General features: G+C 53.4%; 10 protein-coding genes. 8 read left to right on the top strand and 2 right to left on the bottom strand.

Annotated features, from left to right (window positions below; all coding sequences use genetic code 11):
* Nucleotide 1: 1 nt before the first annotated feature.
* Together Q1A74_RS05090 and Q1A74_RS05085 are read right to left on the bottom strand one after the other, a co-directional pair.
* Entirely contained in the window at nucleotides 2–2,680 is a 2,679-nt protein-coding gene (locus tag Q1A74_RS05090; protein WP_299592974.1) for a polysaccharide lyase family 7 protein, read from the bottom strand.
* A 420-nt stretch (nucleotides 2,681–3,100) separates the two neighbouring features.
* Nucleotides 3,101–3,622, bottom strand: a complete 522-nt coding sequence (locus tag Q1A74_RS05085; RefSeq protein WP_299592971.1) for a DUF2062 domain-containing protein — start codon at nucleotides 3,620–3,622, stop codon at nucleotides 3,101–3,103.
* A gap of 495 nt (nucleotides 3,623–4,117) precedes the next feature.
* On the opposite strand from Q1A74_RS05085, the gene Q1A74_RS05080 reads away from it, so the two are divergent.
* The 8 genes from Q1A74_RS05080 (at nucleotide 4,118) to Q1A74_RS05045 (ending at nucleotide 15,387) form a co-directional block, all read left to right on the top strand.
* Entirely contained in the window at nucleotides 4,118–4,873 is a 756-nt protein-coding gene (locus Q1A74_RS05080; protein ID WP_299592968.1) for a GntR family transcriptional regulator, read from the top strand.
* Between the two features lie 39 nt (nucleotides 4,874–4,912).
* Nucleotides 4,913–5,791 carry a methylisocitrate lyase gene (prpB, locus tag Q1A74_RS05075; protein ID WP_299592965.1) on the top strand — a complete coding sequence of 293 codons (879 nt, stop codon included), beginning with the start codon at nucleotides 4,913–4,915 and terminating at the stop codon, nucleotides 5,789–5,791.
* Nucleotides 5,792–5,842: 51 nt separating this feature from the next.
* Entirely contained in the window at nucleotides 5,843–6,967 is a 1,125-nt protein-coding gene (prpC, locus tag Q1A74_RS05070) for a 2-methylcitrate synthase (protein ID WP_299592962.1), read from the top strand.
* Nucleotides 6,968–7,143: 176 nt separating this feature from the next.
* Nucleotides 7,144–9,744: a Fe/S-dependent 2-methylisocitrate dehydratase AcnD gene (acnD, locus tag Q1A74_RS05065; protein WP_299592959.1), complete on the top strand. Its 2,601-nt coding sequence runs from the start codon at nucleotides 7,144–7,146 to the stop codon at nucleotides 9,742–9,744.
* Complete coding sequence (prpF, locus tag Q1A74_RS05060; protein ID WP_299592957.1) at nucleotides 9,741–10,910, top strand: 2-methylaconitate cis-trans isomerase PrpF; 1,170 nt, start codon at nucleotides 9,741–9,743, stop codon at nucleotides 10,908–10,910. The genes acnD and prpF overlap by 4 nt, the downstream gene beginning before the upstream one ends.
* Before the next feature lie 422 nt (nucleotides 10,911–11,332).
* Complete coding sequence (locus Q1A74_RS05055) at nucleotides 11,333–13,228, top strand: NERD domain-containing protein/DEAD/DEAH box helicase (RefSeq protein ID WP_299592955.1); 1,896 nt, start codon at nucleotides 11,333–11,335, stop codon at nucleotides 13,226–13,228.
* A 204-nt stretch (nucleotides 13,229–13,432) separates the two neighbouring features.
* A complete protein-coding gene (locus Q1A74_RS05050) occupies nucleotides 13,433–14,875 on the top strand; it encodes an SIR2 family protein (RefSeq protein WP_299593859.1) in 1,443 nt (480 codons plus the stop codon).
* A gap of 11 nt (nucleotides 14,876–14,886) precedes the next feature.
* On the top strand, nucleotides 14,887–15,387 hold the full coding sequence (locus tag Q1A74_RS05045) for a TIR domain-containing protein (protein WP_299592953.1): 501 nt from the start codon (nucleotides 14,887–14,889) through the stop codon (nucleotides 15,385–15,387).
* Nucleotides 15,388–15,571 lie beyond the last annotated feature (184 nt).

The raw sequence follows: 15,571 nt of genomic DNA, 5'->3' as shown, positions 1-15,571 counted from the left end.
ATTACTGGTGGTCAATCCAGTAGTCGTAAACCACAACTTCACCATAGTTATCTGGGTGATCGGCGTAATCGCCTTCACGGTCAGCATTACTCTGGGTGTAGTTGCCAATCTTGAAGTAGGCTTCACCGTAGTCGCGGTCCATGACGTAGTCATTGGAGCCGTCTCTCACCAGGTACTGGTCTGCGTTGCCGGACAGGAAGGCGTCAGCGAGATTGCCGTCTTCGCTGTAGTAGGCGTAGTGCCGACCATCAACCACTTCGAAGATAATTTCATGGGTGGTGCCGAGCTGGTAGCCATTCTTGATCGTGAGATCATCGCGCAATTGACCACCGTTGAAGCTCAGGAACAGATGATCGCCTTCCAGTCGCAAGACCATGGCGTCATCAATCCCTTCGTCTTTGTTTCCGTGAATCTGAGTAGCAACAAGGTGATCTTTCACCATGGGTAGGTGTGTGATCGCCTGTTTCACGTAAACAATGTGCTGGCCGTCAGTGGTCCAGTAAACATCCAGGCTGCCATCGGGCTCGCGCTCGCGCAATTCAGAGCGAATGTAGCTGGAGTTGGGCGTGGTACCGTTATCGGTCCGGATCGGAGCATAAAACACCATGCCGTCACCCGCTTCATTCACGTAGAAATACTCGTTATTGGCTTCGCCGCACAAGGTTTTATCTTCTTCACCGGTGGGGTAGGTGATCTTCCACTGGTTGCAATTGTCCATCAGGTCAGAAGGTACAGACCCAGAGCCGGAAGAGCTGCCGCCACCAGAAGAGCTGCTGCTGGAGCTTGAGCTAGAGCTGGAACCGCCGCCGGAACTGGAGCTGCTGGAGCCACTGTCACCGTCGTGAGTAACCTCGAAGTTATAGAAAGAAACCTGCGCGTAGTCTCCGCTGTCACCACCGTTGTTCTGGTTGTAAGAGCCGGCTTTAAAGTAAAACCAGTCATCGTTGAACTCTTCCGCCCAGAAAATGGTTTGACGTGCCCAGGTGCCATCAGACTTGGTTACGGTTACGGTCATCTCGCGTCCTTCCACGTTGACTTCGTAACCCCATTTTTCACCCAATTCGATACCGTGTTCAACAGGCTCAACGGTAGAGGTCAAACCGTATTCATCGGTTCCGGAATCGCCAAACAGCGGGATGAAAATTTCGGTGTCCGAATCTTCATAGGCCATGTAGACCCAGCCTTTGGTGTGGCCCGGCAGCTTGCGATAGTAAACCTTGAACGGTTCGTTATCGGAGGCGTGAATCTGGCCAACTACCACGCGGCCAACGCGCCACTCGGAACCGGAATCGTAGGTGTCAGATACATGGTCCACAGAGATCGTGGCTTTCATGTTGCCATCTACGCCTGCAGCCGCACTCTGGTCGGAGCTGGACGCAGTGGAGATCACCCAGTTGTTGCCGAGGCTGGTGGTACCTGCGCTCTCATTCAGCATTTCCCGCAGCTCAGTGCGTGAATAAGAAGAGTTTGCGGTGGAACCGCCGTTATTGGGGCACTGGAATACCATCGCACCTGTTGAGCTATCGGTATAGAACTCGTTGGCGCTGACCTGCGGTGGGTATTCTTCACTGGCATCCGGATAGGTAATTTTCCAGGTGCTCAGATCAAAGTTTTCACCGGGATCATTTGATGGGCTGATGTTCGCCATTGGCAGGGTGCCACCGGAGCCATATTCCAGGCAGCCAACAGTCACATCGCTGGAGGTGCTGGAAGTTTCACAGTTGGAAGAGCCGCCACTGCTGCTGCCACCACTACTACTACTGCTGCTACTGCCGCCACCAATCGGATCGGAGTTGCCATTGTCGGCACTCACGCTCATCTCGGTCAGTGAGTTCCAGGAGCTTTCGCTGTTACCGAAGCCCACGTAACGCACGTAGCGCGCATCGATCTCGAACAGTGAGAAGTTTTCCAGGGAAGTGGAGTTGCCGCTGCTAACACCGCCAGAAAGTACGGTTTCCCAGCTGGAGGCGTCGTCACTGGTTTCGATGTCGAAGGATGAGGTGCGGTCACTGCCGTTGTAGAAGGCGATATTTACGCTGCCAACCTGCTGGGTTTCACCCAGGTCCAGTTGCAGCCACTGGCCACTGCCGTTTGCTGACCAGCGTGTGCCAAAGTCTTCATCCAGCACGTTTTCCGGGCCGTTGCCGTCGTCACTGCTTGCTGTGGCAACCACTTCCGGTACACAGGCGCTACAGCCAGGATCGCCGCCGCCAGAGCCGGCTTCTGAAGTGGTGATGTCCACCTCGGTAATGCTGTTCCAGTCATTGGATGAATTGCCGTAACCCACGATGCGTACGTACTGTGCGTCGCTATCGGTAACGTCAATGGTTTGCTGGCTTGAGGTGCTGGAAGGCTGATCGCCGGAGAACACGGTCTGCCAGTCGTTGCCATCGTCGGAGGTTTGAATATCCACCGTAGCGGTTCGCTGGTCGCCTTTGTAGAAGGCAATGTCCAGTGCTTCTACGGAGTAGCTGGTTCCCAGGTCGTACTCAATCCATTCGCCGTCGCCCTGGGCAGACCAGCGTGTAGAAAGGCTGTTGTCGAGTGTGTTTTCTGGTGAATTGCCATCATCGCTAGAGGCAGTAACACCTACCGGATCAGCGGCAAAACTCACGACTGATTGCGATGCAATCAGTAGAGCTGCCACCAATTTTATCGGTGAGCATTTATGCATATTCATTACATAATTCCTTGCATTTTTATTTTCTCAGGGCAAAACAAACCCGGAAGCTAGCCATGAGTGGCTCGCCCCTGAAATTTGTGCCGCACTAAGATTGCATTTAAGAAACTATTACAAACTGCGGAACCACAAATGTGGTTCATGTAATAAAGATCGAGCCAGTCGTTATTGTGTTGTTCGGCCTGATCAGGAATAACAATGCGTAATAAAAAATAATTGGTCAATTGAATGTAAAAAAAATTTAAAGAATTGGTTGACCAATGCGGATTCTGCGCGAACTGTGTCAAATATTGCGGCGCCTTAGTTCACAAAGCGAAATTTTGAATATTTTTCGGGGGATGACCGGTCTACTGAATTGTTAACCGATTGGGCGACAGGTTTTGGGTGGGGCGCGAAAATTATCGCGTTCAAAGAGATGGGTTACTGGGCTTTACGTTGTTCCAGTCGAGCTTTCCAGCGTTTAACCACGTGCCAGCGCCAGATGGCCTGCATGGAAAAATACGCCACGGCGGCAAAGAAGATGCCGCAGATCAATGAGCCTGAAAAGAGTGGCAACCAGATTCTTCCCACTTCTTCCGTCAACCACTCCCACGACAACTCAATCTTGAACGGCATGTGCGGCGTTCCGAGTAGCCAGGCGCCAAACTTGTAGGTGCTGTAGAAAATGGCAGGCATGGTGACCGGGTTGCTGATCCACACCAGTGCCATCGAGAGAGGCAGGTTGCAGCGGAACCACAGCGCCAATACCGCGGCAATCAGCATCTGGCCGGGCAGGGGAAGGAAGCTGGTGAAGACGCCAACCGCAAAAGCCACTGAGACCGAGTGACGGTTGAGGTGGAACAGGTTTGGATCGTGGAGCAGGGTGCCGAGAATCTTCAGGCCGCTATTCGCGCGCACTTGTTCGGGAGTTGGCAGCCAGCGCCTGATAACACTCTTAGGCATGATTCAATTCTGCTCGATACTCTCGATTAACAACCTGGCGACAAACTGCTGGTGTAAATAGCGGGTGACACGACCCGACTGAAAACCCTGGACCCTAAAAGCCCCGACACTGCGTCCCCATTAAGAATAGAGTGAACGAGCGCGTTTATGCCCCACAGAGGGCATCGCAGTCAGTGCGGGCGCTATTATGCCCATATCACTTTTTCAAGACTACCATTCTTCCCGCTGTGGACGGCCAGTATCGGCCAGTCGCCGCGCGATTGCGCCGGAATGGGCGTGCAAACTCGCTGTCGCCGCAATCTTCCCGTGAATTCTCCGTACTCTTCATGACCGTTAAGTCAGTCACGAAAAGGTAAAGTGTTGACAGAAAATGCAATTGACGGCGTAAAAATGGTTATTTAAGCTCCATAAACTTTAAAAGTGTCGACAATATTGGTTGGTGCACAACAGAATCGCTACGATTCGAACGGGTGACGGTGCGAGAGGGGCGGAAAAGTGGAACAACAGGTCAGTAAATCGTCGACAGACAGCGCTGATGCGGATTCCGGGGCTGAAGCCGCCGTTGGCACCAGTATTGGTGCTGCCAAGAGCACGTCCGGATCTCAGAGTCTCGCAGACCGCCTGTTTCTCACCCTGCGCAGCGAGATTGTGGAAGGCCGTATCGCCGCCGGTAGCAAGATCAGCGAGCCAGAGCTGGCCCGCCGCTTTGATGCCAGCCGCGGCAGCCTGCGGGAAGCCCTGATGCGGTTGGAATCCCTCAGCCTGATTGAGCGCCGGGTCAATGTGGGCGCGCGCGTCGTCGACCTGACCGAGCGTGGCCTGCTGGAGATCTACGACGTGCGCGAAGCTCTGGAAGGCATGGCCTGCCGGCTCGCCGCCGAGAATCGCAGCGAGGAAGACCTGGTGGAACTGCGCCAGATGCTCGAGCGCCACGAGCAGCAGGAAGAGCTGCAGAAGGGTACCGCCTACTACCAGCCAGAAGGGGATTTCGACTTCCACTTCCGCATCGTGCAGGCCTCCGGCAATGACCTGCTCATCGACACCCTGTGCAACAAGCTCTATTTCCGCGTGCGCATGTACCGCTACCAGCTTGGCATGGCCAGCCCCCGCGCGCACCGCGCCTTCCGCGAACACAGCCACATCATTGAAGCCATCGAAGCAGGAGATGGCGAACTGGCCGAAATCCTGATGCGGCGCCATATCCGCGCGTCCCGCAGCAACATCGAAAACAAGCTATCCAAGCAGAATTAATACGAAATTTACGCGAAGTTAATGAAAGAAGAGGCAGTTATGAGCAGACCAGAATCCGCCGGCGCACGCTTTCGTCAGGCCCTGAAACAAAATCAGCCCCTACAGGTGGTCGGCACCATCAACGCCTACACCGCGATCATGGCCGAGCGCATCGGCCACCAGGCGATTTACCTGTCTGGCGGTGGTGTGGCCAATGCCTCCTACGGTCTCCCAGACCTGGGTATGACCAGTATGAATGACGTGCTGGAAGACGTACGCCGCATCACCGCAGCGTCCAAGTTGCCGCTGTTGGTAGACATCGACACCGGTTGGGGTGGCGCCTTCAATATCGGCCGCACGGTGAAAGAAATGATCCGCGCCGGCGCCGCGGCGGTACATATCGAAGATCAGGTCGCCCAGAAGCGCTGCGGCCACCGCCCGAACAAAGAGATCGTCTCCAAAGAGGAAATGGCCGACCGCATCAAGGCCGCCGTAGACGCCCGCGATGACGACGACTTCTTCATCATGGCGCGCACAGACGCCTTCGCCCAGGAAGGGCTGGAAGCCGCTATCGAGCGCGCCCAGGCCTGTATCGAAGCCGGCGCCGACGGCATCTTCGCCGAGGCCGTGACCGAACTCGAACACTATCGCGCCTTTAAAGACGCATTAAACGTCCCGATCCTCGCCAACATCACAGAGTTTGGTAAAACCAAGCTGTACAACAAAGCCGAGCTGGGCGAGTCCGGTGCCGACATGGTCCTCTACCCACTGTCCGCCTTCCGCGCCATGAACAAGGCTGCGGAAAACGTCTACAGCAGCATCCTCGAGCAGGGCGACCAGCAAGCGGTGGTCGACACCATGCAGACCCGCGCAGAACTGTACGACTACCTGAACTACCACGAATTCGAAGACAAGCTCGACGCGCTCTTTAACAACTAAGAGTGGAAAATAAATCGAACTGAACTCAAATCAAAAATAGGGGAATGAACGATGGCAGAGAAAAAACTGAGCGGAGCCGGCCTGCGTGGCCAGGTAGCCGGTAAAACCGCACTGTCCACCGTAGGCGTATCCGGCTCCGGCCTGACCTACTGCGGCTACGACGTAAAAGACCTGGCAGAAAACTGCGAGTTCGAAGAAGTCGCCTACCTGATCTTCAACGGCGAACTGCCCACCACCGCCCAGCTGGCGGACTACAAAGGCGTGCTGAAAACCATGCGCGGCCTGCCCGTGGCACTGCGCGAAGTGCTCGAGCGCATCCCCGCCGACGCACACCCGATGGATGTAATGCGTACCGGCTGCTCCATGCTGGGCAACCTGGAAGGCGAAGAGTCTTTCGACCAGCAACAGGACCGCGCCAACCGCCTGCTGGCTGCGTTCCCATCCATCATTTGTTACTGGTACCGCTTCAGCCACGACGGCGTGCGCATCGAAACCGAAACCGACGACGACTCCATCGGCGGCCACTTCCTGCACATGCTGCGCGATGAAAAACCGAACGACCTGCACGCGCAGGTAATGAACGTATCCCTGATCCTGTACGCAGAGCACGAGTTCAACGCCTCAACGTTCACCGCGCGCGTATGTGCCTCCACCTTGTCTGACCTGTTCAGCTGCATCACCGGCGCCATCGGCTCCCTGCGCGGCCCGCTGCACGGCGGCGCCAACGAAGCAGCCATGGAACTGATCGAGCGTTTCTCCTCTGCCGACGAAGCAGAAAAAGAACTGATGGGCATGCTCGAGCGCAAGGAAAAGATCATGGGCTTCGGCCACGCGGTCTACACCGAATCCGACCCGCGCAACGCCATCATCAAACAGTGGTCCGAAAAACTCGCCGCCGACGTGGGCGACGACGTACTGTACCCGGTATCCGTACGCTGTGAAGAAGTCATGTGGCGCGAGAAGAAGCTGTTCTGTAACGCCGACTTCTTCCACGCCTCCGCGTACCACTTCATGGGTATCCCCACCAAACTGTTTACGCCGATCTTCGTCATGTCCCGCGTAACCGGCTGGGCCGCCCACGTATTCGAACAGCGCGCCGACAACCGCATCATCCGCCCAAGCGCGGAATACACCGGCCCGGATCTGCGCAAGGTAACTCCGATTTCCGAACGTTGAGTTTGATCGGAGCTGCATAGATTGATGCGAAGGCGCTGATGACGGGTAGCCCTTTGCTGGACTGTCTGCGAGAGGGATCTCGCAGCCAAGCCCCCATGGATGGGTATACGGCGTGTCCAGCAACGGGCTACCCGCCAGCAGTGCCGCCACACAACGACCCGACTGGGTGAAAAACGATGAACACCGAATTCCGCAAAAAACTCCCCGGCACAGACCTCGATTATTTCGACACCCGCGAAGCCGTCGAAAAAATCCAGCCGGGCAGCTACGAAAAACTCCCGTACACCTCCCGCATCCTCGCGGAGAACCTCGTACGCCGCTGCGAACCCGAAGACCTCACCGCAGCCCTGAAACAAATCATCGAGCGCAAGCGCGACCTCGACTTCCCCTGGTTCCCTGCGCGCGTCGTCTGCCACGATATTCTCGGCCAGACCGCACTGGTGGACCTCGCCGGCCTGCGCGACGCCATCGCCGAAAAGGGTGGTGACCCCGCCAAAGTAAACCCGGTGGTACCCACCCAGCTGATCGTCGACCACTCCCTGGCCGTCGAACACCCCGGTTTTGAAAAAGATGCCTTCGAAAAGAACCGCGCCGTGGAAGAGCGCCGCAACGAAGACCGCTTCCACTTCATCAACTGGACCAAAACCGCGTTTGAAAACGTCGACGTCATCCCGCCCGGCAACGGCATCATGCACCAGATCAACCTGGAGAAAATGTCTCCGGTGGTGCAGCAAAAAGACGGCGTCGCCTTTCCAGATACCTGCGTCGGCACCGACAGCCACACCCCGATGGTGGATGCGCTCGGCGTAATCTCCGTGGGCGTGGGTGGTCTTGAAGCCGAAAGCGTCATGCTCGGCCGCGCCTCCTACATGCGCCTGCCCGACATCGTCGGCGTCGAATTGACCGGCAAATTGCAGCCCGGCATCACCGGCACCGACATGGTACTGGCCCTGACCGAATTCCTGCGTCGCGAGCGCGTAGTGGGCGCGTATCTCGAATTCTTCGGTGAAGGTGCCTCCAGCCTGAGCCTGGGCGACCGCGCCACCATCGCCAACATGACGCCCGAATACGGTGCCACCGCAGGCATGTTCGCCATCGACGAGCAGACCATCGACTACCTGAAACTCACCGGCCGCGACGACGAGCAGGTAGCTTTGGTTGAAAAGTTCGCGAAAGAAACCGGCCTGTGGGCAGACAGCCTGAAGAATGCCGAGTACGAGCGCGTACTCAAGTTCGACCTCTCTTCTGTAGGCCGCAACCTCGCCGGCCCATCCAACCCGCACGCACTGCTGCCGGTATCCGAATTGGGTAACCGTGGCATCGCCAAAGAGTGGGAAGAAAAAGAAGGCGAGATGCCGGACGGTGCGGTAATCATCGCTGCGATCACCAGCTGCACCAACACCAGCAACCCGCGCAACATGATTGCCGCGGGCCTGATTGCGCGCAACGCCAATAAGCTCGGCCTGACCCGCAAGCCCTGGGTGAAAACCTCCCTGGCACCGGGCTCCAAGACCGTAAAAATGTACCTGGAAGAAGCCAACCTGTTGCCGGAACTGCAGCAACAGGGCTTCGACGTGGTCGCCTTTGCCTGCACCACCTGTAACGGTATGAGCGGCGCACTGGACCCGAAGATCCAGAAAGAAGTGATCGACCGCGACCTGTACGCCACCGCCGTACTATCCGGCAACCGCAACTTCGACGGCCGTATCCACCCGTACGCCAAGCAGGCCTTCCTGGCCTCGCCGCCCTTGGTAGTGGCCTACGCCATCGCCGGCACCATCCGCTTCGATATCGAAAAAGATGTACTGGGCCACGACAAAGACGGCAACCCGGTGACCCTGAAAGATATCTGGCCGAGCGACGAAGAGATCGACGCGATCGTCAAACAGAGCGTGAAGCCCGAGCAGTTCCGCGAGGTCTACATCCCGATGTTTGACCTCAATAAAGCGGAAGCAGAGAAGGGCGAGCCGCTGTACCACTGGCGCCCGCAGAGCACCTACATCCGCCGCCCACCGTACTGGGAAGGCGCACTCGCAGGTGAGCGCGCTCTGAAAGGCATGCGCCCGCTGGCGGTGCTGGGTGACAACATCACCACCGACCACCTGTCGCCGTCCAACGCCATCCTGGCCAGCAGTGCCGCCGGTGAATACCTGGCGAAAATGGGCCTGCCGGAAGAGGACTTCAACTCTTACGCGACGCACCGCGGCGATCACCTCACCGCCCAGCGCGCCACCTTCGCCAACCCGAAACTGTTGAATGAAATGGTGCGTGAGGACAACGGTGCAGTGAAACAGGGCTCTCTTGCCCGCGTGGAGCCGGAAGGCAAGGTCACCCGCATGTGGGAAGCCATCGAAACCTACATGGACCGCAAGCAGCCGCTGATCATTATTGCCGGCGCCGACTACGGCCAGGGCTCCTCCCGCGACTGGGCCGCCAAAGGTGTGCGCCTCGCTGGTGTGGAAGCGATTGTGGCGGAAGGCTTCGAACGCATTCACCGCACCAACCTGATCGGCATGGGCGTGCTGCCGCTGGAATTCCAGCCGGGCACTACCCGCGAGACCCTGGGCATCGGCGGTACCGAAACCTTCGACGTACTCGGCGACCGCACCCCGGGCGCAACCCTGACCCTACTGATTCACCGCAAAGACGGTGAGACAGTAGAAGTACCGGTGAAATGCCGCCTGGATACCGCCGAAGAAGTCTCTATCTACGACGCCGGCGGTGTACTGCAGCGCTTCGCCAATGACTTCCTCGAAGCCGAAGGTGCCGCGCAATGACCGCTTTTGCCCCACAAATCAAAGTGCCCGCCACCTACATGCGTGGCGGCACCAGCAAGGGCGTGTTCTTCCGCCTGCAGGACCTCCCGGAATCCGCACAGGTTCCGGGCGCCGCGCGCGACAACCTGCTGCTGCGGGTGATCGGCAGCCCCGATCCCTACGGCAAGCAGACCGACGGCATGGGCGGAGCCACGTCCAGCACCAGCAAAACCGTCATCCTGTCCAAGAGCGAGCAGCCGGAGCACGACGTGGATTACCTGTTCGGTCAGGTCTCCATCGACAAGCCGTTCGTGGACTGGTCCGGCAACTGCGGCAACCTCACCGCTGCCGTCGGTGCCTTCGCCATCAACAGCGGTTTTGTGGATGCGGCGCGTGGCATCTGCACCGTGCGTATCTGGCAGGCCAACATCAAGAAAACCATCATCGCCCACGTACCCATCACCAATGGGGAAGTGCAGGAAACCGGTGATTTCGAACTGGACGGCGTTACCTTCCCGGCGGCCGAAGTGCAGATCGAATTCATGGACCCGGCGGATGGCGAAGGGGCCATGTTCCCCACCGGCAACCTGGTGGACGACCTGGAAGTGCCGGGCGTCGGTACGCTAAAGGCCACCATGATCAACGCCGGCATCCCGACCATCTTCGTCAACGCTGCGGATATCGGTTACACCGGCACCGAACTGCAGGAAGCCATCAATGGTGACGACAAGGCTCTGGCCATGTTCGAAAACATCCGCGCCCACGGCGCGGTGAAGATGGGCCTGATCGCAACGGTGGAAGAGGCAGCCGCTCGCCAGCATACCCCCAAGGTCGCGTTTGTCGCAGAACCCAAGAGTTATACGGCCTCCAGCGGCAAGCAAGTGGACGCGGGTGATATCGACCTGCTGGTGCGCGCGCTGTCCATGGGCAAACTGCACCACGCCATGATGGGCACCGCTGCGGTGGCCATCGGCACCGCCGCTGCCATCCCCGGCACCCTGGTCAATCTGGCTGCCGGGGGAGGGGAGCGCAGTGTGGTGAACTTTGGCCATCCGTCCGGCACCTTGCGGGTTGGTGCGGAAGCGGAGATTGCCAACGGTGAGTGGACTGCAACCAAGGCCATCATGAGCCGCAGTGCGCGGATTCTGATGGAAGGGTGGGTGCGGGTGCCCGGTGACCGCTTTTAGTTTGGACGCCGATATTAGCGGTCGGAATTGAATTGGCGAATTTTCAAAAGCCCAAAAAGCGAGCCTCGCGAGAAGCTCGCTTTTTTTATATGCGCTAGTCGCTGATTAACATTTAGTCGAATTGCATATTGAATCCACGATAACAGTGTTACTTAAGCGCGAATTCAGTGGACAGTACCTAACTCATTGACTTAAAACAGAATTCAAATACTATCGAACCCAGAAAAATATGACGGACATATCAGAAACATCTGCCTAAAGGTGATAAGTCCGCGGCATATGGGTAGAAGTCTCCGTCCTTTGTGGCAATCAATTGCCGGTGCTGATACGCCGCAGCACACTGTAATCGAGTTGGATATGAAAATATCAATCAAGGAAGATCGCCTGCCTGCAGCGCTAACGCACTATGCGCAGAGGGCGTTATGGCGAAATTAATCCCATCCCTCAGTTCCTGCCTTTCCAAAATGACCTCCGGCGAGAAGCGCTTTGCCCGGCGCTTGGAAGCATTGCTGGAAGTTGATTACCTCTGTTGGTTTGATATTCCCTTGGGTGGAAAGCGTCGCTACCCGGATTTCATAATTCTGCATCCCGCAAGAGGTATTCTTTTTTTAGAGGTTAAAGACTGGAAGGCATCCAGTATCAAACGTGTAAGCCATGCTGAAGTTGATCTTGAAACCTCCAGCGGTCGCAAAACGGTAAGTAACCCGATTGAGCAGGCCAGGCAGTGCAGCTATCAGGTTTTACAGGTGCTTGAGCGCGACCCCCAGTTAAAGCAGCAATTGGGAAAGTACAAGGGCAAATTGTGTTTTCCCTACGGGTATGGTGCGGTATTTTCCAATATCACGCGCAATCAAATTGATAAAGGCATACCAGAAGAATTTCGCCACAAGTTGCTGCCAGGGCATCTGTTGATCTGCCAGGATGAAATGTCCGATAGCGTTACGCCTGAGGAATTTCAGGAACGGCTATGGGGAATGTTCAACTATCAATTTGGCAATAAACTGACGCTGCCTCAGATAGATCGAATTCGCTGGCATTTATTTCCTGAGATCCGTATTGCGACGGCCCAGGATGATTTATTTGGTACAGAGGAATGCGGTGAAGATATGCCTACGGCGTCATTGGCCGAAAGCATGCCAGACATTGTAAAAATCATGGATATCCAGCAAGAGCAACTGGCCCGCAGTTTGGGGGATGGCCATCGCGTTGTTCACGGTGTAGCCGGTTCGGGCAAAACATTGATTTTGGGGTATAGATGTCTCTATCTGGCCGATGCGTTAAATAAGCCTATATTGGTACTTTGTTTCAACATTACCTTGGCTGCTCGCTTGCGTAGTTTTATCACTGAAAAGGGGATAAACGATAAAGTTCAGGTTTATCACTTTCACGATTGGTGTGGCGAGCAGCTGCGAACTTACCACGTTGATCTGATCGATATGGATGTTCCGGTTTGGGAGCGTCAAGTGTTTTCCGTAATTGATGCCGTTGAGAAGGGGCGTATCCCCAAAGGGCAGTACGGAGCCGTGCTGATCGATGAAGGGCATGATTTTGAAGCCGAGTGGTTAACATTGATTTCTCAAATGGTTGACCCCGAGACGGATTCACTTCTTCTGCTGTACGACGATGCACAGTCTATTTACAAACGAAAATCAAGTCTCGGGTTTAGCTTGTCGAGCGTGGGGATCAAGGCCCAGGGGCGGACCACGATACTTCGATTGAATTACCGTAATACACGAGAAATCCTTGCCTTCGCGTATCAATTTTCCAAGGACTACTTTTCTCAAAATCCTGATTCCGAAATCCCTCTCGTTGAGCCAGAGGCTGCGGGTAAGAGCGGTGCTGAACCCTATGTAAAGTGCGTTGAAACCCTAGTTCAGGAAGTTGAGTATGCAGTGCGCTGTCTGAAGGCCTGGAATAGCAAAGGAAAGGCATGGAAAGATATGGCCGTGCTGTACCCGGGAGGAAGTGCTGGGAAGTTTATGGCTGCTGCGTTGAAAAAAGAACGAATTCCCTGCGCGTGGCTCGCTTCCAGTGAGTTTAAAAAACGTTATGACCCAAATTCTGAAAGTGTCAGCATTATGCCGATTCCGAGTAGTAAAGGCTTGGAGTTCGATACGGTGATTATTCTCGATGCCAGTTATCAATCTGGCTACCAGGAAGATGTTGATGTTGATTTGGCTGGTGATGTGCGCCGTATGTATGTTGGTTTGACACGCGCGCAGGAACAATTGTTGGTGAGCCACCACCGAAAAAATCAGCTGAGCGAAATGCTAGTTTCTCTCGGTAACAATACGGCTGGATCAATTGTGAAACGGTAACTTGATTGGCTGCACGAGATGTTAAATGGTGGTATGTCCCAATTTTTTTGAATAAATTAGAATCTATATTGTCGACGCCAGCATAGCTGTTCGTTGTCGCCGAAAGGGAAAGATTAGAGTGTGACGGATAAGAAGAAGATCGAGAACGTGTTTAAGACGGTCTATTTGAACCCCGTTTTTTAGTTTGATGACGGAATTGCATTGATGGAATTTGATAGAGAGATTGAGATATTTATTCGGGACTACGTGAAAGACTTAAATGAAGGTACCGCTGCAATTTTTGCTGGGGCCGGTCTTTCAATTCCAGCTGGTTTTGTAAATTGGCAAGAATTGATGAGCGAAATTGCTTATGACTTAGGATTGGATGTCGAGCAGGAATCTGACTTGGTGTCATTGGCGCAGTTCCATGTAAATGAAAATCGGACACGATCCAAAGTAAGCCGCAAGATTTTAGAGGAGTTTGTTGAGGAAACCGAAGAAACTGAAAATCATCGAATCCTTGCTAGGTTGCCTATTAGCTCTATATGGACTACGAATTATGATGAGCTTATTGAAAAGGCGTTTCTAGCAGAGGGCAAAGTTTCTGATGTAAAGCACAATGTTAAACAACTATTAAATAATAGGCCCAAAAGGGATGTCGTAATTTTTAAAATGCATGGTGATGTCTCGTGCCCCCATGATGCGATAATTACAAAAGAACAGTATGAACAGTATCACCAGACTCATGAACCATTTATTAATGCCCTTACTGGCGAGCTAACCACAAAGACCTTTCTTTTTCTGGGTTTTAGCTTTACAGATCCGAATCTTGATTATGTGTTGAGCCGCCTGAATTTTAGATTTTCTGGTAATAAAAAGCAGCATTATTGTATTTCAAAGCGACCTAAACTTGGAGATGCCGACAACCCCGATCAGGCGACTTATGATTACAGTTGTAGAAAGCAGGTGTTGATAATAAATGACCTCAAAAGATATGGTATAAAAACTCTGCTAATAAATGAGTATGGCGAAATAGCGGAAATTCTATGTGAGATTGAGTCCCGGTTTAAAAAGAGAACGATTTTCATATCGGGGAGTGCAGAAGTCTATGCGCCAATTGAAAGGCTGAATGCAGTCGAGTTTATACACAAGCTATCTAGAGCATTAATTGAAAATAATTATCGAATTGTTAATGGGTTTGGCTGGGGAGTTGGTAGTTCAGTTATTAATGGCGCTCTGGAAGCTATATACGACAAACCGTTAAGGTATTCTGATTCGCAGTTAATTTTAAGGCCATTTCCTCAGTTTAAATCTGGAAATAAAGAGTTATCTGATCTTTGGGATGAATACCGGCATAAGATGATTTCCCTTTCAGGGATTTCGATATTTCTTTTTGGTAACAAAGAGGCGGATGGTGAGGTGGTTACTGCTGGTGGCGTGATTCGAGAGTTTGAAATTTCTCATTCTTTTGGAAACTTGTGTATTCCAGTTGCTTCAACGCACTATGCAGCGAAGGAGATTTTTGAAAGAATAATTCCATCGGTTGATAAGTATTTTCCTGGCCATAGTAGGGCCCGCTCATATTTGGAGAAGTTATCCGATGAAAATACATCGTTAGATTCGAAAATTCAGGATTTAGTTGAATTTATTGGTGAACTCACAAAATAAGGAGAAGGTTTATGGCGAGAAAAGCATTTTATAGTTTCCATTATTCTAATGATAACTGGCGAGCTTCTACTGTCAGAAATATTGGTTCGGTAGAGGGAAATAAGCCTGCTAGCGATAATGACTGGGAAGAAGTCACAAAGGGAGGGGATAAGGCTATCCAAAATTGGATCGATGGCCAGATGTTGGGAAAGTCATGTGTGATCGTTCTTGTTGGTGAAAAAACGGCAGGAAGGAAATGGATTAAATATGAAATTAAAAAGGCCTGGGAATCTGGAAAGGGGGTGCTAGGAATTCAGGTACACAAACTTAAAAATTCATCTGGCGAGCAGGGTAAGGAAGGGCGGAATCCGTTTGAAGATTTCACAATAAATGGAAAGAAAATGTCTTCTATTGTAAAGCTCAAAAATCCGCCGCAAATTACAAGCCAAGGCGTTTATAGTCATATAAGTGAGAATATTGCAGATTGGATTGAAGAAGCGATAGCAGTGCGTAATTCATACCAAGTTGCATAAATAATAAGTTGCTAGGGGCAAGCTTTAGCTTGCCCTGAAGGATTTCTTTAATAAAGGGGGTCAAATTATCAGAGGCACTAATGGAAATAATTATATGGCTTTCGCCAACATTGCCAGTCTGGTTTTTAGGCACGTTCCTTGAGTCAAGGTTGAAAAATGTTTAATAAATTAATCGGCTATACAC

The organism is uncultured Microbulbifer sp. (genome assembly GCF_947504145.1).
GTDB lineage: Bacteria > Pseudomonadota > Gammaproteobacteria > Pseudomonadales > Cellvibrionaceae > Microbulbifer.
This window is presented reverse-complemented; position numbering and strand designations above follow the sequence as displayed.

Excerpts from the sequence above, each read along its gene's own strand:
- Q1A74_RS05090 (WP_299592974.1), bottom strand. The coding sequence starts at position 2,680 with ATGAATATGCATAAATGCTCACCGATAAAATTGGTGGCAGCTCTACTG.
- Q1A74_RS05085 (WP_299592971.1), bottom strand. The coding sequence starts at position 3,622 with ATGCCTAAGAGTGTTATCAGGCGCTGGCTGCCAACTCCCGAACAAGTG.
- prpB (WP_299592965.1), top strand. The coding sequence starts at position 4,913 with ATGAGCAGACCAGAATCCGCCGGCGCACGCTTTCGTCAGGCCCTGAAA.
- prpC (WP_299592962.1), top strand. The coding sequence starts at position 5,843 with ATGGCAGAGAAAAAACTGAGCGGAGCCGGCCTGCGTGGCCAGGTAGCC.
- acnD (WP_299592959.1), top strand. The coding sequence starts at position 7,144 with ATGAACACCGAATTCCGCAAAAAACTCCCCGGCACAGACCTCGATTAT.
- prpF (WP_299592957.1), top strand. The coding sequence starts at position 9,741 with ATGACCGCTTTTGCCCCACAAATCAAAGTGCCCGCCACCTACATGCGT.
- Q1A74_RS05055 (WP_299592955.1), top strand. The coding sequence starts at position 11,333 with ATGGCGAAATTAATCCCATCCCTCAGTTCCTGCCTTTCCAAAATGACC.
- Q1A74_RS05050 (WP_299593859.1), top strand. The coding sequence starts at position 13,433 with ATGGAATTTGATAGAGAGATTGAGATATTTATTCGGGACTACGTGAAA.
- Q1A74_RS05045 (WP_299592953.1), top strand. The coding sequence starts at position 14,887 with ATGGCGAGAAAAGCATTTTATAGTTTCCATTATTCTAATGATAACTGG.